The organism is Micromonospora sp. KLBMP9576 (assembly GCF_050941805.1).
Lineage (GTDB): Bacteria > Actinomycetota > Actinomycetes > Mycobacteriales > Micromonosporaceae > Micromonospora.
Window position 1 is genome coordinate 1938858 of sequence record NZ_CP194567.1, and the last position, 22491, is coordinate 1961348.

Below are 22491 nucleotides of genomic sequence, written 5' to 3' on the forward strand. Positions count from 1 at the left end.
GCAGCTACGAGTCCTCAGATCCGCATCCCTTTGACTGAGCCTGTGGAGGCACAGTGAAGCGCGTCCCGAAAACCCCCCTCGAACCACCGCGAAAGCCCGTCAAGCGGCCAAACCGGTTCCGTGCCGCCGTCGCGGCGGCGCTCACCGGCACCCTCGTGATCTCGGGCCTGGCGGTGCCGGCCCAGGCGGCGCCCGACCCCACGAGACTCACCGGCCAGCGCGAGAAGCTCGACAAGCACGGCGCCACGGCCCAGGGGCGGGCGAACGCCGTGAAGCAGGCGGAGAGCGCGAAGCTCGCCGCCCCGGTGTGGCCGGAGCCGGGCAGGGCGTCCGTCACCCTGCCCGCCGCGGGGGCCGGCGAGCGGCGGGCCGGCGCGGCGGCGGTGCGCGCCGGCGCGCTGCCGGTGTCGGTGAGCCGGGCCTCCGGCGCGGCGGGCGAGCGCGCGTCGGCGGTGTCGGTGGAGGTGCTGGACCGGGCGGTCGTGCCGGCGCGCTGGCGCGACGGCCTGCTGCTGCGTGTCGCCGCCGACGCGCCGGCGACCGGGGCGGGCGCCGCGCCCGGCGTCGACGAGGTGGAGCCGGGGGCCGCCACCGTCTCGGTGGACTACCGCGGCTTCAGGCACGCCTTCGGCGGCAACTGGTCGTCGCGGCTGACGCTCTGGCAGGTGCCGGAGTGCGGGCTGCGTACCCCCGGCAGGGCCGGGTGCGCGGCCACGCCGCTGAGGTCCCACAACGACGGCGACTGGGTCAGCGCCGAGGTGCCGGTCCCGGCGGCCGCCGGGTCCACCGCCACGCTGGTGGCGCTGGCGGCCGGCGCCGTCGGGGCGGAGGGCGACTTCTCCGCCTCCCCGATGTCGGCGAGCGCGACCTGGTCGGCGGGCACGTCGACGGGCGGGTTCTCCTGGTCGTACCCGATGCGGATGCCGCCGGCGATCGGTGGCCCGGCGCCGACCCTCGGCCTGTCCTACACCTCCGACAAGGTCGACGGCCAGTCGGAGGCGTCGAACAGCCAGCCGTCGTGGGCCGGCGAGGGCTTCGACCTCTGGTCGGGCTACATCGAGCGCAGCTACGTGCCGTGCGCCGACGACATGAAGAACGGCAACAACAGCACCAACCGCACCGGCGACCAGTGCTGGCGATCCGACAATGCCACCCTGTCGCTCAACGGGCGCGGCGGTGAACTGATCTTCGAGACCGGCAAGGGGTGGCACACCCGCAACGAGGACGGCTCGAAGATCGAGAAGCTGACCGGCGCCACCAACGGTGACGACAACGGTGAGCACTGGAAGGTCACCACGTCCGACGGCGTGCAGTACTTCTTCGGCCTCGACGACCTGCCGGGGCAGGGCAGCGCGACGAACTCGGCGTGGAGCGTCCCCGTCGCCGGCAACCACGCCAACGAGCCGTGCAACGCCTCGTCGTTCGCGTCGTCGTTCTGCAAGCAGACCTGGCGCTGGAACCTCGACTACGTCGTCGACCCGCGCGGCAACACCCTGTCGTACTGGTACGAGAAGGAGACCAACCACTACGGCAAGCTCGCCACGTCGACCAACAAGGCGGAGTACGACCGGGGCGGCGTGCTCACGCGCATCGACTACGGCACCTGGGACCGCGCCGGCAGCCGGTCGGTTACCCCGCTGGCCCAGGTCGTCCTGGAAGCCACCAACCGGTGCGCCAGCGACTGCCACGTCAAGGACGCGGCGCACTGGAAGGACGTGCCGTGGGACCAGGAGTGCACGGCGGCGGCGGCGGACTGCAAGGAGAACTACGGCCCGACGTTCTGGAGCACCAAGCGGTTGGCGTCGGTCACCACCCGGGTCTGGGACACCACCAAGGCCACCGCGGCCTGGCAGCCCGTCGACTCGTGGACGCTCGGCCACACCTACCCGGCGGTCGGTGACGGCAGCGACCACGCGGGCATGTGGCTCAGCTCGGTGCAGTACCGGGGCCTCGTCGGTGGCACCGAGACGATGCCGCCGGTGGTCTTCGAGCCGGTGTCGATGCCCAACCGGGTGCTCACCAAGAACAACACCAGCAACAACCGGATGCGGATCGGCAACATCCTCACCGAGACCGGCGGCAAGATCCAGGTCACCTACAGGCTGCCCGACTGCACCTCGAGCAGCCTGCCGGCGGCGCCGGAGACCAACACCCGGCTCTGCTATCCCGTGGTCGGCCCGGACCCGTACGACTCGGACAGGCAGCTCACCGAGTACTGGCACAAGTACGTGGTCAACAGGGTGTCCGAGTCCGACCTCAAGGTCGTGGTCGACGGCACGGACCACGGCCAGCCGGTGCAGAACACGCACTACACGTTCCTCGGCAACCCGGCCTGGCACTACGCCGACGACAACGGTCTGGTGCCGCCCAAGCGCAAGACGTGGAACCAGTTCCGCGGCTTCGCCCAGGTCGAGGTCCGCAAGGGCGACGCCCCGGCACAGACCCTGACCCGCACCACCTTCCTGCGGGGGATGCACGGCGACCGGCTGAACAAGTCCGGCGGCACCCGTACCGTCACCGTGGCGGCCTCGCTGGGCACCGAGACGGTGTACGACGAGGACCAGTTCGCCGGCATGGTGCGCGAACAGGTCGTCTACAACGGCGTCGACACGAAGCCGGTCAGCAAGAACGTCAACGTGCCGTGGCGGTCGCCGGCGCTGGCGACCCGCACCATCAACGGCGACGAGGTCACCGCCCGCTGGACCGACACCCGGATCGCCTACAGCGCCGTGGCGCTCGGCGTCGACGGCGCGTCGGGCTGGCGCACGTCGCGGACGGTGTCGAGCTTCAACGACACCTACGGCACGACCGACTCCACGCAGTTCGACGGCGACATCGCCAAGACCGGCGACGAGAAGTGCACCACCTACCTCTACAACCGCAACACCGGCGCGAACATCACGCAGACGGTCAGGCAGACCACCGTCAAGGCGGTGCCCTGCGCGACCGCGCCCGCCAGCCAGGACGACATCCTGGCCGACGAGCGGAAGTTCTACGACGGTGCCACCAGCGTCGACGCGCAGCCCACGGCGGGCGTGGTCACCCGCGTCGACCGGTTGAAGGACTGGTCGGCCGCCGCCGGCACCGTCTGGCACACCGTCAGCCAGGCCACCTTCGACGCGTACGGGCGGCCGAAGACCGCCACGGACACCCGCGGCCGGACGGTGACGACGGAGTACACCCCGGCCACGGGCGGGCCCGTCACCAAGATCGTCACGAAGACGCCCGACCCGAACGGCAGCACCACCGACTGGACCACCACGATCGAGACCCGCCCGTACTGGGGTCAGCCGATCCGGAGCACCGACTACAACGGCCGGGTCACCGACATGGAGTACGACCCGATGGGTCGGCTCGCCCGGGGCTGGAAGATCGGCTGGTCGAAGGCGGACAACCCGAACAGCCCGTCGGTCGAGTACTCCTACTCGTACGCGCCGGACAAGAACGCGTACCCGTACACGCGGAGCCGGACCCTGCACGCCGGGGGCGGCTACCTGACGGCGTACGAGATCAAGGACGCCTTCCTGCGGCCTCGGCAGACGCAGACCGCCGGTGTGGGCGGCGACCGGGTGGTCACCGACACCCTGTACGACGCGACCGGCCGGGCCGTGACGACCTACCAGGCGCACGCCGAGCCGGGCACGCCCTCGGGCGCGCTCTGGTGGGAGCCGGAGTGGTCCGTGCCGGCGCTGGCGAAGACCGTCCACGACAACGCCTCCCGGCCCACCGACGAGATCTTCTACGGCACCGACGGGGTCACCAACCTCGTCGAGAAGTGGCGCAGCACCACCCGCTACCTGGGTGACACCACCACGGTGACCCCGCCGCCGGGCGGCACCGTCACCACGACGAAGTCCGACCTCGAGGGCCGCACGGTCGAGCTGCGCCAGCGGGTCGACGCGACCGGGGTCAAGCCGGACCACGTCACCACCTACACCTACAACCGCAAGGGCCAGCTGGCGCTGGTCAAGGACACCGGCGGCAACGAGTGGGTCAACACCTACGACGTCAAGGGCCGGCAGATCACCGCGAAGGACCCGGACAAGGGCACGACCACCACCACCTACACCGCGTACGACCAGATGGCGACGACCACCGACGACAACGGTCGGGTGCTCGTCAACGAGTACGACTCACTGGGGCGACGCACCGGCCTCTACCAGGGCAGCATCGCGGCGGCGAACAAGCTCGCCGAGTGGAGGTACGACACGCTCCACAGCGGCCAGACGGTCCGCGGCCAGCTCACCCAGAGCATCCGGTACGAGTCGGCGGGTTCCGCCAACGCCTACAAGTGGCAGGCGCGGGGCTTCAACACCCGCTACCAGCCGACCGGCGCGAACTACGTCATCCCCGCCAACGAGGGCACCGGCCTGGCGGGCACGTGGATCTACGCCTACGGATACTCGCCGTACGACGGCAGCCCGGCCGCCATCACCTACCCGGCCGGTGGGGGCCTGACCACCGAGAACGTCGAGACGAAGTACGACGCCGTCACCGGCCTGCCGAAGGAACTGGCCACCAACCTGATCAACGTCGGCCGCTACGTCATCGGCCAGACCTACACCCAGTACGGTGAGCCGACGCTGACGACCCGCAAGGTCGACGGCGGGGTGTACGTGGAGGACAGCACCTACTACGACCTGACCACCCGCCGGGTCGACCAGGTCAAGGTCAAGCCGGAGACGGCCACCGGCACGGTGGTGGACACCCGCTTCACGCGGGACGCGGCCGGCAACATCCTGTCGCTCGCGGACACCCCGCAGGTCGGCGCGGCGGACACCCAGTGCTTCCGTTACGACGAGCTCCAGCGGATGACCAACGCGTGGACCCCGAACTCGGGGACCCAGTGCGCGGCCGACCCGAGCCTGCCCAACCTGGGCGGTCCGGCGCCCTACTGGCACGAGTGGACCGCCGACGCCGTCGGCAACCGCAGCACCGAGAAGGTGCACACCGCCGCCGGCGACACCACCCGCACCTACACGACGCCCGCCAGCGGCAAGGACGTCGTACGCCCGCACGCCGTCACGCAGGTCGTCACCCAGGCGCCGGGCCAGTCGGCGGTCACCACGAGGTACGCCTACGACGCCACCGGCAACATGACCTGCCGCCCCGTCGGCACGGCCGCGAACAGTTGCGACACCGGGACGAACTCCCAGACGCTCAACTGGAACTCCGAGGGCAAGCTCGCCTCGGTGCACGTGGGCGGCCAGACCGTCGAGACCAACATCTACGACGCCGACGGGGTGCGGCTGATCCGCCGCGACGCGACCGGCACCACCCTCTACCTGCCGGGCCAGGAGATCCGGCGTGAGAACACCTCGATCGTCACCGGCACCCGCTACTACAGCTTCGCCGGCAAGACCGTCGGCAACCGGACCCCGACCGGCCTGACCTGGCTCTACACCGACCACCAGGGCACCCAGCAGACCGCGATCAACGCCGGCACCCAGGCGGTCAGCGTCCGCCGGCAGACCCCGTACGGCGATCCGCGCGGCAGCCAACCGCAGTGGACCAACAGCAAGGGCTTCGTCGGCGGCGACAAGGACCCGACGGGCCTGACCAACATCGGGGCCAGGCAGTACGACGCCGGGCTGGGCCGGTTCATCTCGGTCGACCCGATCCAGGACCTGACCGACCCGCAGCAGTGGAACGCCTACGCCTACGGCAACAACAGCCCGATCACCTTCGCCGACCCGACCGGCCTCAAGTCCTGCTCCGACGACGCCTGTCGTGGTGGCGCGGACTACGAGGACATGTACGGCGACTACGTCGAGGTGGCCGGCCCGAACGACGGCTGCAACGGCAAGTGCGGCGACGACGACTGGGCCGCCGCCCGCGCCGCGCACGAGGCCGGTGGCGGCAACAACGGCGGCAAGGGCGGCGGTAAGGGTGGCGGCAAGAACGGCGGCCCTACCGACGAGGAGATCAAGCGCGCCAAGGAGGTGAAGAAGCAGCGCGCCATCGACATCATCCTCAAGGCCGGCGGCGAGCTGCTGATTCAGTTCTTCGGCATCGACGACATCATGAAGTGCATCGACGGCGACCTGAAGGCATGCGCCTGGTCGCTGTCCAGCATGCTGCCGGTCGGAAAGGCGCTCCAGTTCCTCCGCAAGGGCGGAGACATGGTCAAGCTCCTCGGTAAGACGGGCAAGGCCGTGATGAAGTGGCGCGAGGAGTCCAAGTGGGCCGACGACGTCCTCAAGGCCTGCACGGTCCCCGGCAACCGGCACAGCTTCTCACCGACCACCAGGGTGGTGATGGCCGGCGGCGGCCTGAAACAGATCGGGGAGCTGAAGGAAGGCGACGAGGTCGTCGCCACCGACCCGGAGACCGGCCGGACCGAGGACCGGGAGGTCACCCGGACCCACCGTCACGAGGACACGGATCTGACCGACCTGCGGGTCGCCCTCGCGGATGGTGAACAGGCCAACATCGAGACCACCCGGCACCACCCGTTCTGGAGCGAGGGCCGCCGTGAGTGGGTCGACGCTGAGGATCTGCGGGTGGGGGAGCGGCTGAGGTCGCTCGACGGCTCGACGGTGACCCTGCGGGCCTCCCGCTCGTACACCGGCACCAAGGTCATGCACGACCTGACCGTGGCCGACATCCACACGTACTACGTGCTCGCTGGCGACATGTCGGTACTCGTACACAACTGCCCGACAGATGTAGGGGGTTCCGCAGCCGAGCAGATGATTCGGATGCGCCACTACACGAATTCTAAGGGTGCCGCTGCAATCGTGGATTCTGGCGTGATCAAGGCGAGTGATCAGAACAAGGTGTTCCTGGTTCCTGCCAGGGGGCGTCCCATGAGCCCGCGAGATGCCGAGTCAACTCTCGGGATCCGTCCCGGACGTGGCCGCAAGGTGCTCGAGTTTGATGCTCCGGCCAGCCGCGTATACAGTCGAAAAAACCCGACGATGGGTATTGTTGAGTGGGTTGCGGACGGCGACCTCCCAGTGTCTAACGTGCGGGTGGTGCGGTGACGGAGAACAGTCCTGAATGGCGTATCGGCCTTGCCGATATGATCGGCATGGCCGAGGATGTCAATGAATTTGTAACCACTTTCGACCAGATATTATCGCGAATCGCCTTCGATGGCGCGGGGTCAGATCTTCTTCTTCAATACTTCCTGGACCGAGACGTCAAGGCCAGGTTGGCAAGAGTGCGTGCGGTGATCTTCGATGCGCTCGAAGCTGAGTTGGGTGAAGAGGCGGCGGATAGGATTGGCGAAAGAGGTTACCGGCATTTCAGCTCTGAAGGTTCGTCTGATGTCTAGAACATTGCGAGAGTGTGCGCCTGTTTGGATAATGTCCACGGAGGTTGATTTGGGTTGTGTTACGGCATGACCGGCAGCTGATCCGTCCTCGACGTCTTCGACGGTGATGGGCTGGAATTTGCACCGACACGTTGCAGGGGTGTGGCCTTTCGGCCGCACCCCTGCAACGTGTCGGCACTTTCTGAGGCGCGGGAGCAGGTCGCGCCATTGAGGGTGGAGCTGTTTGGGGACGTATACGTGCCGCTCGGCGTCCCCTAAGTAGCTGAGGCTGGGGTGCCGCAGGGGGACGCCGATCGTTGGGCAGGCGCAGGTACTACGGAATTCCAGGAACGACGGTGCTCCGCCAATGATTCTGGACACTCCACCATTGGAAGCTGGTGCTGGAACGGGTACTGAGGGGCGGGTCTGTGGGATCTGAAGGTGATTCCGGCCTGACCTGCGGGCGGTGTGCCTGGTGAGGAGGGTGCCGTGATGACGGCGACACTGAATGACCAGACAGGACTAATAAGCGGCCTGAGCTGTCGGCGGAGGCGAAGGCCCTTAGGCTGGCGAGGCCAATTTCAAATCGCTTAATCTACTTTCCGCCGAGCTGGCTGCTTCTGCCGCGCATCTTGTGTCATATTGCTGCTAAAAAGTCGGGTGTCTCTTGTGGTTCCGTTACATCTCCTCATCCGGGTTGAGTGACGGGCAACTCGAGCACCTTGTCCACCTCGCGGCGCGGGGTCGGCCAGCCCGGTTGCCCGTACCCGATGCGCATGACCATCTGCGGCGTGCCGTACCGGCCCAGGGCGAGCCGCAACTGTTCCCGCGCCGAAGGCACCTCGATCGGTTGGGACAGCATCGACACCCCGAGCCCCGCCTCCGTCGCGGTCAGCAGCACCCGCTGCAACGCCTGCCCGGCGACGACCTGGTCGACGGCCGTGCCGCCGGGCGAGCCGAGCACGGCGACCAGCGGCTCCGGCTCGAAGTCCCGCCCGGGGGCCCGGTCGAGGCCGCCGAAGCCCCGCGACGGCAACAGGTCCTGCGGCTCGCCCCGGGGGCCGCCGGAGGCGGCCGGGACCCCGTCCGGGGCGGGTGTGCGCCGCACCCACTCCTGGCGCTCGGCCCGGTATTCCGGGCTGCGCTCCAGCACCCGGTGGGCGCTGTGGGCGATCTCGGCGAACGCGTTCACCGCGCTCACGCCGACCAGCAGTTCCAGCCAGCACTGCTCGGCGCGGGCCGCCTCGGCGAGACGCCAGCGGGCGTTGGCGGGCACCGGATCGGGCCAGAACGGCGCCCGGTTGCTGAACCGGCGGGGGATGGCCGCGTGCAGCGCCTGCTCGGCGGGGGTGGGGCGGCGCGGCACGTCCGGGACCAGCCGGGCCACCACGTCAGGCTGGTCCGGGTAGGGGCGCAGCCGGACCGTCGGCGGGGTGCCCGCCACGGCCAGGGCGAGCCGCAGGTTGAACAACGCCGCCCCGCAGGCGATCCGGACGCCCCAGCCGTTCGGGTCGGTGGCTGGCAGCCGCCGGTTGGGGTCGACCAGCACCTCGATGCCGCCGTCGTGCAGTCGGAAGCGCCACGGCTGGGTGTTGTGCAACGACGGCGCGCGTACGGCGTCGGTGGCTGCGGCCCGTAGCTGCGCGACGGTGAAGCCGGTTTCCATCGTCGTTCTCCCCTCCGTGGCGGTCGTGCGTGGCGGTGGCACGTATCCACGGTGCGTCACCGCGGCGCGGCCCGGGCAGGGCCGGACGGCCCGTCCCGCCGGGCCCGTGGCCCGCCAGGGCGCTCCGGCCGCGCGGATGTGGCCCGTTCGGGACCTTCGACCCGTGCGGAAACCGGCGGGCGGGGGGTACAAATGGGGGATGATCCGCGTGTTTCTGCTCGACGACCACGAGGTCGTCCGTCGTGGCCTGGCCGACCTGCTGCAGAGCAGCGGTGACATCGAGGTGGTCGGCGAGTCCGGCCTCGCCCAGGAGGCGGCCCGGATCATCCCGGCCCTGCGCCCGGACGTGGCGATCCTCGACGCGCGGCTGCCCGACGGCAACGGCATCGACGTGTGCCGCGACATCCGGGCCGTGGACTCCTCGATCAAGGGGCTGATCCTCACCTCTTACGAGGACGACGAGGCGCTCTTCGCGGCGATCATGGCGGGTGCGGCCGGCTACGTGCTCAAGCAGATCCGCGGCACCGACCTGGTCGACGCGGTCCGCCGGGTGGCGGCCGGGCAGTCGCTGCTCGACCCGGCGATCACCACCCGGGTGCTGGAGCGCATCCGCAGCGGCGTCGAGCAGCCGCGCGAGCTGAAGTCGCTCACCGACCAGGAGCGGCGGATCCTGGAGTACGTGGCCGAGGGCCTCACCAACCGGGAGATCGCCGGAAAGATGTTCCTGGCGGAGAAGACGGTGAAGAACTACGTTTCCAGCGTGCTGGCGAAGCTGGGCCTGGAACGCCGCACCCAGGCCGCCGTCCTGGCCACCCGGCTGCTCGGCAAGCCCCACTGACCGTCACCGGCACACCGGACGACCGGCTCCGGGGCGGCGGGTCAGTCGCGCAACGGGACGGACCAGCGCAGCTCGGTGCCGCGCGGGTCGACCCGGCGTACCTCGAACTCCCCGCCGTGGCGCTCGGCGCGCTCGCGCAGGTTGACCAGGCCGCCCTTGGCGGCGGCCGGGTCGCAGCCCACCCCGTCGTCGGTGACGGTCACGCTCACCCGGCCTCCGTCGACCCGCACCGCCACCGCCACCCGACCGGCGCGCGCGTGCCGTACGGCGTTGGAGAGCGCCTCGCGCAGCACGGCGGTGAGGTCGGGGCGGACCGCGTCGGGCACGGCGCTGTCGACGGGGCCCGTCAGCTCCAGACGGGGCCGGTGGCCGAGCGCCTCGGCGGCCACCTCGATCGCCTCGCGGATCTCGGTGCGCAGCGCCGCGCTCATCGGGGTGCGTAGTTCGAAGATGGTGCGGCGGATGTCCTTGATCGTGGCGTCCAGGTCGTCGACCGCCGCGTTGATCCGGCGGGCGACCTCCGGCTTCGTCGTCATCGGGGCGGCACTCTGCAACTGCAGACCGGTGGCGAAGAGCCGCTGGATGACCACGTCGTGCAGGTCCCGGGCGATGCGCTCGCGGTCCTCCAGGACCACCAGCAACTCCCGCTCCTCCTGCCCCCGGGCCCGCTCCATGGCCAACGCCGCCTGCCCGGCGAAGCTGCTTAGCAGGGCCGTGTCGTCGTCGCTGGCGACGGGCACCCGGTCGGGCCGGTGCGCGATCACCAGCGCCCCGTGCAGGGTGTCGGCGGTGCTCAGCGGCGCGACCACCGCCGGGCCGGTCCGCAGCAGCGCCGGCCAGGGCGCGGCGTGCGCGAGGTCCGCCACCTGGTCGTGGCGGCCCTCGGCGACGGCGGTCGCGAAGCTCGTCTCGGCAGCCGGCAGCGCCGTGCCGACGAGGGCCGCGGCCTGCTCGTCGGCCCCGTCGACCACCTCGACGGTGAACGTGTCGGCGTCGGGGTCGTAGAGCAGCACCAGCGCGACCTCCGCCTCGGCGACCTCCCGGGCCCGCCGCGCCACCAGGGCCAGGGCGTCGGTGCGGCGCACCTCGCCCAGCAGCACACCGGTGATCTCGGCGGTGGCCGCGAGCCAGAGCTCCCGGCGGTGGGCCAGCGCGTAGAGGCGGGCGTTCTCGATCGCCACGCCGGCCGCCGCGGCGAGCGCGACGACGATCTCCTCGTCGTCCTCGGTGAACTCCGCGCCACCCTGCTTCTCGGCCAGGTAGAGGTTGCCGAACACCTGGTCGCGGATGCGCACGGGCACGCCGAGGAAGCTGTGCATCGGTGGGTGGTGCGCCGGGAAACCGTAGGACCTGGGGTGCTGGGTGATGTCGGGCATCCGCAGCGGTCGCGGGTCGTCGATGAGCAGGCCGAGCACGCCCCGGCCGTGGGGCAGATCACCGATGCGGGCGTGCAGCTCAGGGTCGATGCCGTGGGTGATGAAGTCGTGCAGCAGGCGGTCGTTGCCGAGCACGCCGAGAGCGCCGTAGCGGGCACCGACCAACTCGCAGGCCGCCTCCACGATCCGTTGCAGGGTGCTGCGCAGATCCAGGTCGCTGCCGATGCCGACCACCGCGTCGAGCAGGGCACGCAGCCGCTCCCGGCTCGCCACGACCTCGCCGACCCGGTCCAGCATCTCCTTGAGCAACTCGTCGAGCCGCACCCGGGAGAGCGGACTCAACCCCAGCGAAGGAGACACGTGTGCTTCGGGACGGGGAGACGAGGTGCTGGCGGCCACCGGGCGATGGTATCCCCCGGTGGCCGGGAGCCGAGCTGCCCCTAAGCGTCGGCGGAGCGTACCGCCGAGGTGTCCACCACCTGCGCGGCGGCGAGGCGCGGGGTGTGCGGCGGGCCGGCGTGCGCCGGGTCCGCGAGCCCCAACCGGATCACCAGGTACGGGTAGCCGAGGCCGGCCAGCAGCCCCCGCAGCTTCTGCCGGGTGCCCGCCACCTCCACCACCCCGCTCAGCGGCACCACGGAGACCCCGAGCCGGGTCGCGGTCAGCCAGGCCGCCGAGAGGGCCTCGCCGGCGCGCAGCCAGCTGTCCGGCTCGTCCTCGTCGCCGTAGAGCAGCCCGTAGACGGCGGCCCGGTCGTGGCCGGGACCCACCGGCAGGGTGCCGGGACGGCCGAAGTCGCGGGCCGGCACGGTGGTCTGCGGGGCCTGCGCGGGCAGCACCTCCGGCGGCAGGCCGGTGCCGGTGTCGGCCCGGCTGGTCCAGTACTCCAACTCCTCGCGTAGCTGCGGATCCTCCGCCTCGACGGACGCGGCGTGGCTGGCGACGGCCGCCAACTCCAGCAGGTTGTCGCGGTCGAGGAACTGGAGCTGACAGCCCTCGGCCGCGACGGCCGAGGCGATCTCCCCGAGGGCGGCGGTCGGCACCGGCTCCTCGCTGACCGGACGACGGTCGGTGTGGCGCACCTGCATGCACTGCACCAGGCGCATGGCATCCGGGTCGCCCCCCGTGTGGGTCAGCCCGGTCAGCCGGGCCAGCAGGTCGGCGTCGCCCGGATCGGGCATCCGCTCCACCACGGCCGTCCAGCCCTCCGCCGTCAGCGCCACCCGCGCGTGGTGCAGCGCAGCCCCGCAGCTGTACGCCACGAGCCGGCCCTCCGGGTCCGTCGCCGCCAGCCGGGGATCGCGGACCACCCGCAGCTCCAACGCGTCGGGCAGCACCCGCCACCGCCACGGCTGGCTGTTGTGCACCGACGGGGCGTACCCGGCCGTCGCGGCGGCCTCCGCGAGTGCGGTGCTCAGCGGACGCTGCGTCGCCGGCGTCTCGTGGCTCATCGTCACGACCTTTCCGTTTCTCCCCATCGTGCCCCAGCCCGGTGGTGCCCCGGGCGGGGATGCCGCTCCATCCTGCGCCATTCCCCGTGCCGACGCACGGTACGCAGGTCCCGGCGCGGCCGGGCACCTCGCCCCCGCCGGTTCGCCCGGACGCCCTGCGCGCCAGGGTGGGCGCTGGGACGATCCGTAGGTGGGAACGCCGCCGCAGGAGTGCGTGCCGGAGCAGCCGGTACGGCGGGAACCCTCGCGTCGGCTGCGGTGGGCGCCGCTGGCCGGGGTGACGGTGCTGGTGCTCACCGGGGCGGCGCTGCGACTCACCGGCCGCCGGGACGCCGCCGATCTGGTGTGGGCCTCCGCGACGGTGGCCGCCCTGGCACCCGCCGCCTGGTCGGTGCTGCGGCAGCTGTGGCGCCGGCAGTTCGGGGTGGACGTCATCGCCGTGCTGGCCCTGCTCGGCGCGCTGGTCGTGCGGGAGTACCTGGCCGGGGCGGTGATCGCCGTGATGCTGGCCACCGGGCGGGCGCTGGAGGCGTACGCCCAGGGGCGGGCGACCCGCGACCTGCGTGAGCTGCTCGCCCGCGCCCCCCGCACCACCCGGCGGCGCGCGGCCGACGGCACCATCGAGGTGGTGCCGTCGGACCGGGTGGCGGCGGGGGACCGGCTGCTGATCGGCCCCGGCGACGTGGTGCCGGTCGACGGGCAGGTCGACGAACCGGTCACGCTCGACGAGTCGGTGGTGACCGGCGAGTCCCGGCTGGTGCGGCGCGCGGCCGGCGAGCAGGTCGCCAGCGGCGTGGTCAACGCCGGAGCCGGCTTTCCGATGCGTGCGACCCGCGACGCGGCGGGCAGCACGTACGCGGGGATCGTGCGGCTCGCCGAGGAGGCGACCGCCCGCCAGGCGCCGATGGTCCGCCTCGCCGATCGGTACGCCGCCGCGTTCGTGCCGTTCACGCTGGTCCTGGCGGGGTTGGGCTGGTTGCTGTCCGGCGAGTTCGTGCGGGCGGTGGCCGTGCTGGTGGTCGCCACCCCGTGCCCGCTGCTGCTGGCCACCCCGATCGCGATCGTGTCCGGTCTGTCCCGCACGGCCCGGCGCGGGGTGCTGGTCCGCGACGGTGGTTCGCTGGAACTGCTGGGCCGGGCCCGCACCCTGCTGGTCGACAAGACCGGCACGCTGACCGCCGGCCGCCCCCGGGCCGCCGAGGTCGTGGCCGCCCCCGACGGCGACCGCGACGAGGTGCTGCGCCTCGCCGCGTCGGTCGAGCAGCTCTCGTCGCACGTGCTGGGCCGCGCGCTGGTGGCGCAGGCGCGCGGGCGGGGCCTCGCGCTGTCCGAGCCGGCGGGGGTGACCGAGGAGCCGGGCCGGGGCGTACGCGGGAGCGTCGACGGGCGACAGGTGCGGGTCGGTCAGCTCGACGGCGACCTGCCCGACTGGGCGGCGCGCACCCGGTCGCGGGCCGAGCTGGCGAGCCAGTCGGTGGTCTGGGTCAGCGGCGAGCGGGGCCCGTTCGGCGCGATCCTGCTGGAGGACCCGGTGCGCCCCGACGCCCGCCGCACCGTACGCCGGCTGCGCGAAGCGGGGCTGCGACGCATCGTGATGGTCACCGGGGACCGACCCGACGTCGCCACCCAGGTGGCCCGGGCGGTGGGCGTGGACGACGTGGTGGCCCGGTGCTCGCCGGGGGAGAAGGCGGCCCGCGTACGTGCGGAGGCCCACCGGGCGGTCACCGTCATGGTCGGCGACGGGGTGAACGACGCCCCCGCCCTCGCCGAGGCGCACGTCGGCGTGGCCATGGGGGCCACCGGGGCGACCGCCTCCGCCGACGTCGCCGACGCGGTGCTCACCGTCGACCGGCTGGACCGCCTCGCCGACGCCGTGGAGATCGCCCGGTACGCCCGCCGGATCGCGGTGCAGAGCGCCACCGTCGGGATGGGCCTCGCGGTGCTGGCGATGCTGGCGGCCGCCGTCGGCCGGTTGCCCCCGGTCGCCGGGGCGTTCCTCCAGGAGGGCATCGACGTGCTGGTGATCCTCAACGCGCTGCGTGCCCTCGGGGGTGGGCTGCGCCGGCGTGCGGTGCCGCCGCGTACCCGGGAGCTGCTCGGCCGGTACGCCGACGAACACGGCCGGATCCGCGACGTGCTCGCCGCCCTGCGCGACACCGCCGACCTGGTCGCCACCCGGCCGGACGCGCCGCGGTGCCTGCCGGCGCTGCGCGAGACGCACCGCCGGCTGACCGGGGAGGTGTTGCCGCACGAGGAGGCCGAGGAACGGCAGCTCTACCCGGCGCTGGCCGATCCGCTGGGCAGCGCCGAGGCGACCTCCACCATGAGCCGCGCCCACGTGGAGATCCGGCGGCTGGTGGACCGCATCGGCGCGCACCTGGCGCAGGCCGGCGGCGGCCCGCTGCGCCGAGACCAGCTCACCGACCTGCTCGCCGCCCTCTACGGCCTGGCGGCGGTGCTGCGGCTGCACCTCGCCCAGGAGGAGGAGGACTACTTCTCGCTCAGCCCAGCGGACCCGACCGGCGGCCGATAGGTGTCAGGAAGGGCCCGTGCGATCGCACGGGCCCTTCCTGACGCCCTCACCGTTCGCGGACGACCGCCACCGGGCAGTGCGCGTGCTGGATGAGCTGCTGGCTGACCGAGCCGAGCAGCATCCCCGCCAAGCCGCCCCGGCCCCGGGTGCCGACCACCACCAGGGCCGCGTTGCGGCTGGCGTCGACAAGCAGGGACGCCGGGTTGCCCTGTGCCATCTCCACGGTGACCGGCACGTCGGGGAACGTCGCGCCCCAGCGGGCCAGCGGCTCGTCCAGCTCCGCCCGGTCGGCGGCCGTCGCCTCCCGCGCGTCGGGGCCCGAGGGCGGGCGCTGGCCGGTGGGCGCGTGCCAGGCGCGTACCACGTGCAGCGGCACCCGCCGGGCCGCGGCCTGCTCGAACGCGAAACCCAGCGCCAGCAGCGAACACTCGGAGCCGTCCACGCCGACCGTCACGTGACCGGTGCGCCCGCCGGCGGCGGCCTCGCCGCGCACGACCACGACCGGGCAGTGCGCGTGGGCCGTCACCGTGACCGCGGTGGAGCCGACGAGCAGGCCGCCGAAGCCGCCGTGCCCCCGGGTGCCCAGCACCAGCAGGTCGGCCTGCGCCGAGCGCTCCTGCAACACCAGCGCGGGCGGCCCGTCGAACACCTCACCGGTGACGGTCAGCTGCGGGTACGCGGCGGCCGCGTCCGCCGCCGCCTTGCCCACCAGTTCCTCGACCTGCCGGCGGGCCGTCTCGTCCGGCCAGATGCCCGGGGCGATACCGGGGCCGATCCAACCCGTCACGGTCAACCACTCGAAGACGTACGCCACCCGCACCGGCCGGCCACGGCGGGTGGCCTCCTCCAGCGCCCACTCGAGCGCGGCGGCGGCGTCGGCGGAGCCGTCGTAGCCGACCAGGATCTCGTTGCCGCTCATCGGGTCCACCTCTCGTCGGGGGTTGTGGGATCGTGGGCACTCACGGGTGCCGGCCTTTCGTTTCGCGGCTGCGGGGCGCGCGGGCTCACTGGTCACCCCGCAGTTCCGGGTCCGTTTCGCGGACCCAGCGCCACTCCGCGACCCGGGGGTCGTCCTCGCCGTGGCGGCGGGTGTGGTCCCGGCAGGACTGGCGGGCGTCGACCATGTCCTGGCGCAGGTGCGCGGCCCGGTCGGCGAGCCCCGGCACCCGGTCGATCACGTCGATGACCAGGTGGAAGCGGTCCAGGTCGTTGAGCATCACCATGTCGAACGGCGTGGTGGTGGTGCCCTCCTCCTTGTAGCCGCGTACGTGCAGGTTCTGGTGGTTGGTCCGGCGGTAGGTGAGCCGGTGGATCAGCCACGGATAGCCGTGGTACGCGAAGATGACCGGCCGGTCCCGCGTGAAGATCGTGTCGAACTCCTTGTCCGACAGGCCGTGCGGATGCTCAGTCGGCGGTTGCAGGCGCATCAGGTCGACCACGTTGACGACCCGCACCTTCAGCTCCGGCAGGTGCCGGTGCAGCAGGTCCGCGGCGGCCAGCGTCTCCAGCGTCGGCACGTCACCGGCGCAGGCGAGCACCACGTCCGGCTCGCTGCCGGCGTCCGTGCTGGCCCAGTCCCAGATGCCGAGGCCACGGCGGCAGTGTTGGACCGCCTCGTCCATCGACAGCCAGTTCGGGGCGGGCTGCTTGCCGGCCACCACCACGTTGATGTAGTCGCGGCTGCGCAGGCAGTGGTCCATCGTGGAGAGCAGGGTGTTGGCGTCCGGCGGCAGGTAGATCCGCACCACCTCGGCCTTCTTGTTCATCACGTGGTCGATGAAGCCCGGATCCTGGTGGGAGAAGCCGTTGTGGTCCTGCCGCCACACGTGGCTGGAGAGCAGGTAGTTCAGCGACGGCACCGGCGCCCGCCACGGGATGTCCCGGGTCACCTTCAGCCACTTGGCGTGCTGGTTGACCATCGAGTCGACGATGTGGATGAACGCCTCGTAGCTGGTGAAGATGCCGTGCCGGCCGGTCAGCAGGTAGCCCTCCAGCCAGCCCTGGCAGAGGTGCTCGGAGAGGACCTCCATCACCCGACCGTCGGGGGAGAGGTGCTCGTCGCCGGGAACGGTAGCGGCCATCCAGGCCCGGTCGGTGACCTCGAACGCCGCGCCGAGCCGGTTCGAGGCGACCTCGTCCGGGCCGAAGAGGCGGAACGTCTGCGGATTGGCGGCGATCACGTCGCGTACCCACGGGCCGAGGGCGCCGGTCGCGCCCGCGACGGTCGCGCCGGGCTGCTGCACGTCGACGGCGTAGTCGCGGAAGTCAGGCAGGGCCAGGTCACGCAGCACCAGCCCGCCGTTGGTGACCGGGTTGGCGCTCATCCGCCGGGTGCCCTTCGGCGGCAGCGCGGTCAGCTCCGCCACCGGCGCGCCGGAGGCGTCGAAGAGCTCCTCCGGGCGGTAGCTGCGCAGCCAGCGCTCCAGCTCGGCCAGGTGCTCCGGGTTCTTACGCACCTCGGACAGCGGCACCTGGTGCGCGCGGTAGGTGCCCTCCACCCGCTTGCCGTCGACGTCGCGCGGCCCGGTCCAACCCTTCGGCGTACGCAGGACGATCATCGGCCAGCGGGGGCGCTCGACGGGGCCGCCCGAGCGGGCCCGCCGCTGGATGGCGGCGATCTCGTCCAGCGCCCGGTCGAGCGTGCCGGCGAGCGCCTGGTGCACCGTGGCCGGATCGTCGCCGGCGACCACGTACGGCTCGTAGCCGAAGCCGCGCATCATGGCCAGCAGGTCGTCCTCGCTGATCCGGTCCAGCACCGTCGGGTTGGCGATCTTGTAGCCGTTGAGGTGCAGGATGGGCAGCACCGCGCCGTCGCGCGCCGGGTTGAGGAAGACGTTGGAGAGCCAGCTTCCGGCCAGCGGGCCCGTCTCCGCCTCGCCGTCACCGATGACGCAGGCCACCAGCAGGTCGGGGTTGTCGAACGCCGCGCCGTAGGCGTGGCTGAGCGCGTACCCCAGCTCGCCGCCCTCGTGGATCGAACCCGGCACCTCCGCCGCCACATGGCTGGGGATGCCGCCGGGGAAGGAGAACTGGCGGAACAGCCGGGCCATGCCGGCCTCGTCGCGGTCGATGTGGTGGTACACCTCGCTCCAGGTGCCCTCCAGCCAGGTGTTGGCGACGATCGCCGGACCGCCGTGCCCGGGGCCGGTGATGAACATGGCCGACAGGTCACGGGCGACGATGGCCCGGTTGAGGTGGGCGTAGAGCAGGTTCAGGCCGGGACTCGTGCCCCAGTGCCCCAGCAGGCGCGGCTTGACGTGCTCGGCGGTCAGCGGCTCGCGCAGCAGCGGATTGTCCAGCAGGTAGATCTGCCCGACGGTCAGATAGTTCGCCGCCCGCCAGTACGCGTCGAGGCGGCGCAGCTCGTCGTCGGTCAGGGGGCCGTGCAGGTCGAGAGCAGTGTCCATACTGCGTGAGCCTCTCGCGGGTAGGGCGATCCTGCATCCTCGGGGCGAGGATCACGTCCGGGCCGGTCTCAGTCTCCCCGGTCGCCGCCGGTGTCGATCAGGGCCGTTGGTCCCGGTCGGGACGGGCGTCGTGCCCGGGCGACCCGGCCAGCCCGCGCACCACGATCAGCGGCGCGGGGCAGTGGTAGAGCAGCGCCTGGCTCACCGCGCCGAGCATGCCGCGCCACGGCTCGTCGCCCCGGGCGGCGACCAGCGCCAGCTGCGCCGAACGGGACTGCTCCACCAGGACCGTGCCGGGATCGCCGCGGATGGTGTGGCACTCCGTGGCGACCGACGGGAACCGGCGCGACGACTGCGCCACCATCTCGACGAGTGCACCCGGGTCGTCGTCACCGTCCGGTGAGTCCACGACGCGGACCGCGAGCAGCCGCGCCTCCCGCCGGGCCGCGCACTCGAACGCCCACCGCAGGGCGGCCCGCGAGCTGTCGGAACCGTCCACGCCCACCAGCACCGGACCCTGCGGCGGCGGCTCCCGGCGGGCCACCAGCACGGGGCAACCGGCCCGGGCGGCGAGCTGCACCGCCGGCGCGTCGGCCGGCGCGCAGTCGTCGCAGCTCGCCATGCCGCCGTCGCCGACGGCGAGCAGGAACGCCGACTCCGACCGGCGGATCAGGGTGTCCACGGGAGCGCCCTCGACGATCTCGCCGCTGACCGGCAACGCCGGCTCGACCTCACCGGCTACCTCGGTGGCGCGGGCGATCAGCTCCTCCGCCTCCACGCGCGGACCCGCGATCGACGGGGCCCGCAGCGCAGCCGTCCAGTTGAACGCGTGCAGCAGAAGCAGCGGACGCCCATGCGTGGCGGCCTCCCGCGCGGCCAGCCTGACCACCGGCAGGTTGCGTTCCGTGGCGAGCCCGACCAGCACCGCCGCGCCGCTGGCTGCGGCCATCCGAATCACCTCCGCAGGCGTCGCGCGGGCCCTGCTGTCGAGGCTAGTACCGCCCGTACGGCGGCGGGGTGGGATCGCCGGCGTTCGGGCCGTCCGCGTCCTGCTTCACGATTCTGGGGTGAATGACCCGACCTGGGGTCTTTCGCGGTTCGGTGACGATAGTCCGTCCCACGCTAAATGCTCCGGTTGCGAGGTTTGTTCGGTCCGGTCTGGGTGACCTGACGTCGACCGGTGGCGGCTGTCGGGGTTCGGGGTGTGACCGGGGGCATCGTGGGGGCGGAATCGTGGCGGGCCGGGGGTCGTTACACCATGGGTACGACCGCAGGAGCCGCGCCGGTGGGCTGGCGGGTCCGGCCCCCGGGGAATGACGGTGGGTGGCGGGTCGTTACACATGGTCCGGCTGACGTGCGGATCCCCCCTCCGGGGTTCGGCGGTGTTTGGTCGCTGATTCTTCCTTCGGCGAGGCGTCGGAGAGATTCCCCCCTTGGTTCATTTGAGCGCCTGACGGTGCTTGCATCCGCACGGTTGATCCCGATCCCCCTCGGGTGTGTGTGGTGCCGACCCCCGAATGGAGCACATCTCATGAACACGATCATTCGTAACGGCGTGCATGGTCTGGCTGGTCTGGCGTTCGCCGGTGGTGTGGCCGCCGGTCCGATGAGCGACACCGCCGCCACGGCGGGTGTGGACACCAGGGCGGTGGCCGTGGCGGTGCGGGCCGACAAGCCGGACATGGGCAAGCTGGTCCCGCATGGTGTGCAGGGTGAGCAGTCGCGTATCGACCTGTCGGACGAGCAGGTCGCGAACACCAAGTCGATCATCGCGGCGACGAAGAGGGCCGGTATGGATGAGCGGGCCGCGGTGGTGTCGATCGCGACGGCGTTGCAGGAGTCGAAGTTGGAGAACCTGGGTCACCTGGGTGACCGCAACGACCATGATTCGCAGGGTCTGTTCCAGCAGCGCCCGTCGTCGGGTTGGGGCACGGTGGAGCAGATCACTGACGCGCAGTACGCGACGACGGCGTTTCTGAAGGGTCTGAAGCAGGTTGACGGGTGGCGGGACATGCCGCTGACGGAGGCCGCGCAGACGGTGCAGGTGTCGGCGTATCCGGATCACTACGCGCAGTGGGAGCAGCTCGCCGCCGACCTCGTCGCCGAGCACTGGAACAGCTGACCACGAGCAGTCGAGCCAAACGCCGCTGGCCGGCACCCCGGGTGGGGTGCCGGCCAGCGGCGTCTGTGTCGGCGGACCCTTCAGTCCGTGTGTTCGACAGCGCCCGGTCAGCGGGGCGCGGCGGCGTGGACCCGGACGACCACGGCGCTGGCGTTGTCGTCGCCGCCGGCTTCCAGGCTGCCGTCGAGCAGGTCCCGCACCGCCTCATGGGGGCGCGGCGCCGCCAGGAGTTCCCGCATCAGGTGGTAGTCGACCTGGTCGCTGATCCCGTCGGTGCAGAGCAGCCAGACGTCGCCGGGGCGTAGCGACACGGCGAGCAGGTCGGCCTCCGGTTCGCCCGGGTGACCGGCGTAGCGGGTGAGCTGGTACCGGGCGCGGGTGGCGGCGGGGGAGTCGGCCGGGTACCAGCCGTTCAGCAGGCCCAGCCAGGCAGCGGTGTGGTCGACGGTCATCAGCTCCAGCAGGCCGTCGCGCAGCCGGTACGCGCGGGAGTCGCCGAGTTGGACCAGCCAGCCCTGGCCGCCGTCGGGCTCCACGACCAGCGCGGTCAGGGTGCAGCCGGTCAGCTCCGCCAGTTCGGCGCCGGCGGCGCGTACGCGCGCCTGGAGGGTGGCCACCGCGGTGCGCAACTGTCGGGGGCCGACCTCCGGCCAGGCGGCCCGGACCTGGGTGACCAGGGCGCCCATCGCGGTCGTACCGGCCCGGCGGCTGCCCTCGCCGGCGCCCATCCCGTCGGCCACCGCCACGAACGGCAGGGTCGGGTCGACGTGCAGCACGTCGAAGTTGGCCGGGTAGCGGTGGCCGGTCTCGGTGCCGCTGGCGACCTCCAGCGCGATCTCGGGGAGGGGGAGGCCGCGTGGCTCGACGGGCACGGTGGCCTCGGCGCGGCGATCGGGCAGGTGCGGCATCGACGGACGGTAGCACCGGGCGGGGCCGCCGCGGATGTCAATGCGGGTTGACAGCGCGCCCATGTCAACGTAAGTTGACGACATGAGTCAGGCGACGGAACTCGCGGCGGCAGCCGGCAGCACCGACCCCCGGGTCGGGCTGCGCGCCGTGCGCGCGCTGCGCCGGTTGCTCGAACGGCTCGAGGTGGTCCAGGTGGACAACGCCCGTCGACAGGGCTGGTCCTGGCAGGAGATCGCCGACGAGCTCGAGGTCAGCCGGCAGGCGGTCCACAAGAAGCACGCCGGGCGTCCGGCGGTCGGATCTTCCTGGGAGGCGTGATGTTCGAACGGTTCACCAGCCGGGCCCGCACGGTCGTGCGGGACGCCCGGGACGAGGCCAGGGCCGAGGGGCAACGGCCGGTCGGCACGGAACACCTGCTGCTGGCCCTGCTCGCCGACGGCGACAGCCTGGCCGCGCGGGTGCTCGCCGAGGCCGGCCTGCGCGCCGACGACCTACGGGCCGGCATCCGCCGGCACACCGACCGGGGAGCCACCGGCCTCGCCGACGCCGACGCCGCCGCCCTGCGCGAGATCGGCATCGACCTGGCCGCCATCGTGACCCGGATCGAGGAGTCCTTCGGCCCGGACGCGCTGCGCGAGGCCGCCCCCGCACAGCGGCGCCGCTGGGGTCGCCGACGGTACGCGGGCGGCCCCTTCTCGCCCCGCGCGAAGAAGGTGCTGGAGCTGGCGCTGCGGGAGGCGATGCGGCTTCGTCACCGTCACATCGGCACCGAGCACCTCCTGCTCGGCGTGCTCCGCGAGGGCCACGGCCTGGGCGCGAGGGTGCTGACCGAGGCCGGCGCCGACCTGGGTGACCTGCGCCGCCGCGTGGAAACCGCCCTGCGTACCCCCGCCTGACCCCGCCACCTCCTCCGCCCGCCCCGTCGCGTTGA

At 72.2% G+C, this 22491-nt stretch carries 14 protein-coding genes; 7 read left to right on the forward strand and 7 right to left on the reverse strand.

Features of this window, described 5'->3' with window-relative positions:
* Positions 1-53: 53 nt before the first annotated feature.
* Positions 54-6986 carry a polymorphic toxin-type HINT domain-containing protein gene (locus ACQ452_RS08750; RefSeq protein ID WP_433391982.1) on the forward strand — a complete coding sequence of 2311 codons (6933 nt, stop codon included), beginning with the start codon at positions 54-56 and terminating at the stop codon, positions 6984-6986.
* The gene (locus ACQ452_RS08755; protein ID WP_433391984.1) at positions 6983-7279 is read left to right on the forward strand and encodes a hypothetical protein; all 297 of its coding nucleotides are present in this window, start codon (positions 6983-6985) and stop codon (positions 7277-7279) included. The genes ACQ452_RS08750 and ACQ452_RS08755 overlap by 4 nt, the downstream gene beginning before the upstream one ends.
* A gap of 667 nt (positions 7280-7946) precedes the next feature.
* On the opposite strand, the gene ACQ452_RS08760 is transcribed toward ACQ452_RS08755, so the two are convergent.
* On the reverse strand, positions 7947-8924 hold the full coding sequence (locus ACQ452_RS08760) for an Acg family FMN-binding oxidoreductase (protein ID WP_433391986.1): 978 nt from the start codon (positions 8922-8924) through the stop codon (positions 7947-7949).
* Between the two features lie 199 nt (positions 8925-9123).
* Here ACQ452_RS08760 and ACQ452_RS08765 point away from each other — a divergent pair, with 199 nt between their 5' ends.
* Positions 9124-9762 (forward strand): response regulator, encoded by a 639-nt coding sequence (locus ACQ452_RS08765; protein ID WP_433391989.1) that lies wholly within the window; start codon positions 9124-9126, stop codon positions 9760-9762.
* A gap of 41 nt (positions 9763-9803) precedes the next feature.
* Here the strand turns inward: ACQ452_RS08765 and ACQ452_RS08770 are convergent, their stop codons facing one another.
* Together ACQ452_RS08770 and ACQ452_RS08775 are read right to left on the reverse strand one after the other, a co-directional pair.
* On the reverse strand, positions 9804-11480 hold the full coding sequence (locus ACQ452_RS08770) for a GAF domain-containing protein (protein ID WP_433394059.1): 1677 nt from the start codon (positions 11478-11480) through the stop codon (positions 9804-9806).
* Between the two features lie 98 nt (positions 11481-11578).
* On the reverse strand, positions 11579-12589 hold the full coding sequence (locus tag ACQ452_RS08775; protein WP_433391992.1) for an Acg family FMN-binding oxidoreductase: 1011 nt from the start codon (positions 12587-12589) through the stop codon (positions 11579-11581).
* Positions 12590-12779: 190 nt separating this feature from the next.
* On the opposite strand from ACQ452_RS08775, the gene ACQ452_RS08780 reads away from it, so the two are divergent.
* Entirely contained in the window at positions 12780-15122 is a 2343-nt protein-coding gene (locus ACQ452_RS08780) for a heavy metal translocating P-type ATPase (protein ID WP_433391995.1), read from the forward strand.
* 46 nt (positions 15123-15168) lie between these two features.
* On the opposite strand, the gene ACQ452_RS08785 is transcribed toward ACQ452_RS08780, so the two are convergent.
* The 3 genes from ACQ452_RS08785 to ACQ452_RS08795 form a co-directional block, all read right to left on the reverse strand.
* Complete coding sequence (locus ACQ452_RS08785) at positions 15169-16041, reverse strand: universal stress protein (RefSeq protein ID WP_433391997.1); 873 nt, start codon at positions 16039-16041, stop codon at positions 15169-15171.
* A gap of 85 nt (positions 16042-16126) precedes the next feature.
* A complete protein-coding gene (locus tag ACQ452_RS08790) occupies positions 16127-18529 on the reverse strand; it encodes a phosphoketolase family protein (RefSeq protein WP_433392000.1) in 2403 nt (800 codons plus the stop codon).
* Between the two features lie 97 nt (positions 18530-18626).
* Positions 18627-19478, reverse strand: a complete 852-nt coding sequence (locus ACQ452_RS08795) for a universal stress protein (protein WP_433392003.1) — start codon at positions 19476-19478, stop codon at positions 18627-18629.
* A gap of 582 nt (positions 19479-20060) precedes the next feature.
* Between ACQ452_RS08795 and ACQ452_RS08800 the strand changes: the two genes are divergently transcribed.
* Complete coding sequence (locus tag ACQ452_RS08800; protein ID WP_433392006.1) at positions 20061-20651, forward strand: hypothetical protein; 591 nt, start codon at positions 20061-20063, stop codon at positions 20649-20651.
* Positions 20652-20758: 107 nt separating this feature from the next.
* Here the strand turns inward: ACQ452_RS08800 and ACQ452_RS08805 are convergent, their stop codons facing one another.
* Positions 20759-21559, reverse strand: coding sequence for a PP2C family protein-serine/threonine phosphatase (locus ACQ452_RS08805; RefSeq protein ID WP_433392009.1), 801 nt, complete (start codon positions 21557-21559; stop codon positions 20759-20761).
* A gap of 82 nt (positions 21560-21641) precedes the next feature.
* Here ACQ452_RS08805 and ACQ452_RS08810 point away from each other — a divergent pair, with 82 nt between their 5' ends.
* Both ACQ452_RS08810 and ACQ452_RS08815 read left to right on the forward strand, forming a co-directional pair.
* Positions 21642-21878 carry an HTH domain-containing protein gene (locus ACQ452_RS08810; protein ID WP_089001290.1) on the forward strand — a complete coding sequence of 79 codons (237 nt, stop codon included), beginning with the start codon at positions 21642-21644 and terminating at the stop codon, positions 21876-21878.
* Positions 21878-22456: a Clp protease N-terminal domain-containing protein gene (locus tag ACQ452_RS08815; protein WP_433392013.1), complete on the forward strand. Its 579-nt coding sequence runs from the start codon at positions 21878-21880 to the stop codon at positions 22454-22456. Before ACQ452_RS08810 ends, ACQ452_RS08815 begins: the two co-directional genes overlap by 1 nt.
* Positions 22457-22491: the final 35 nt, after the last annotated feature.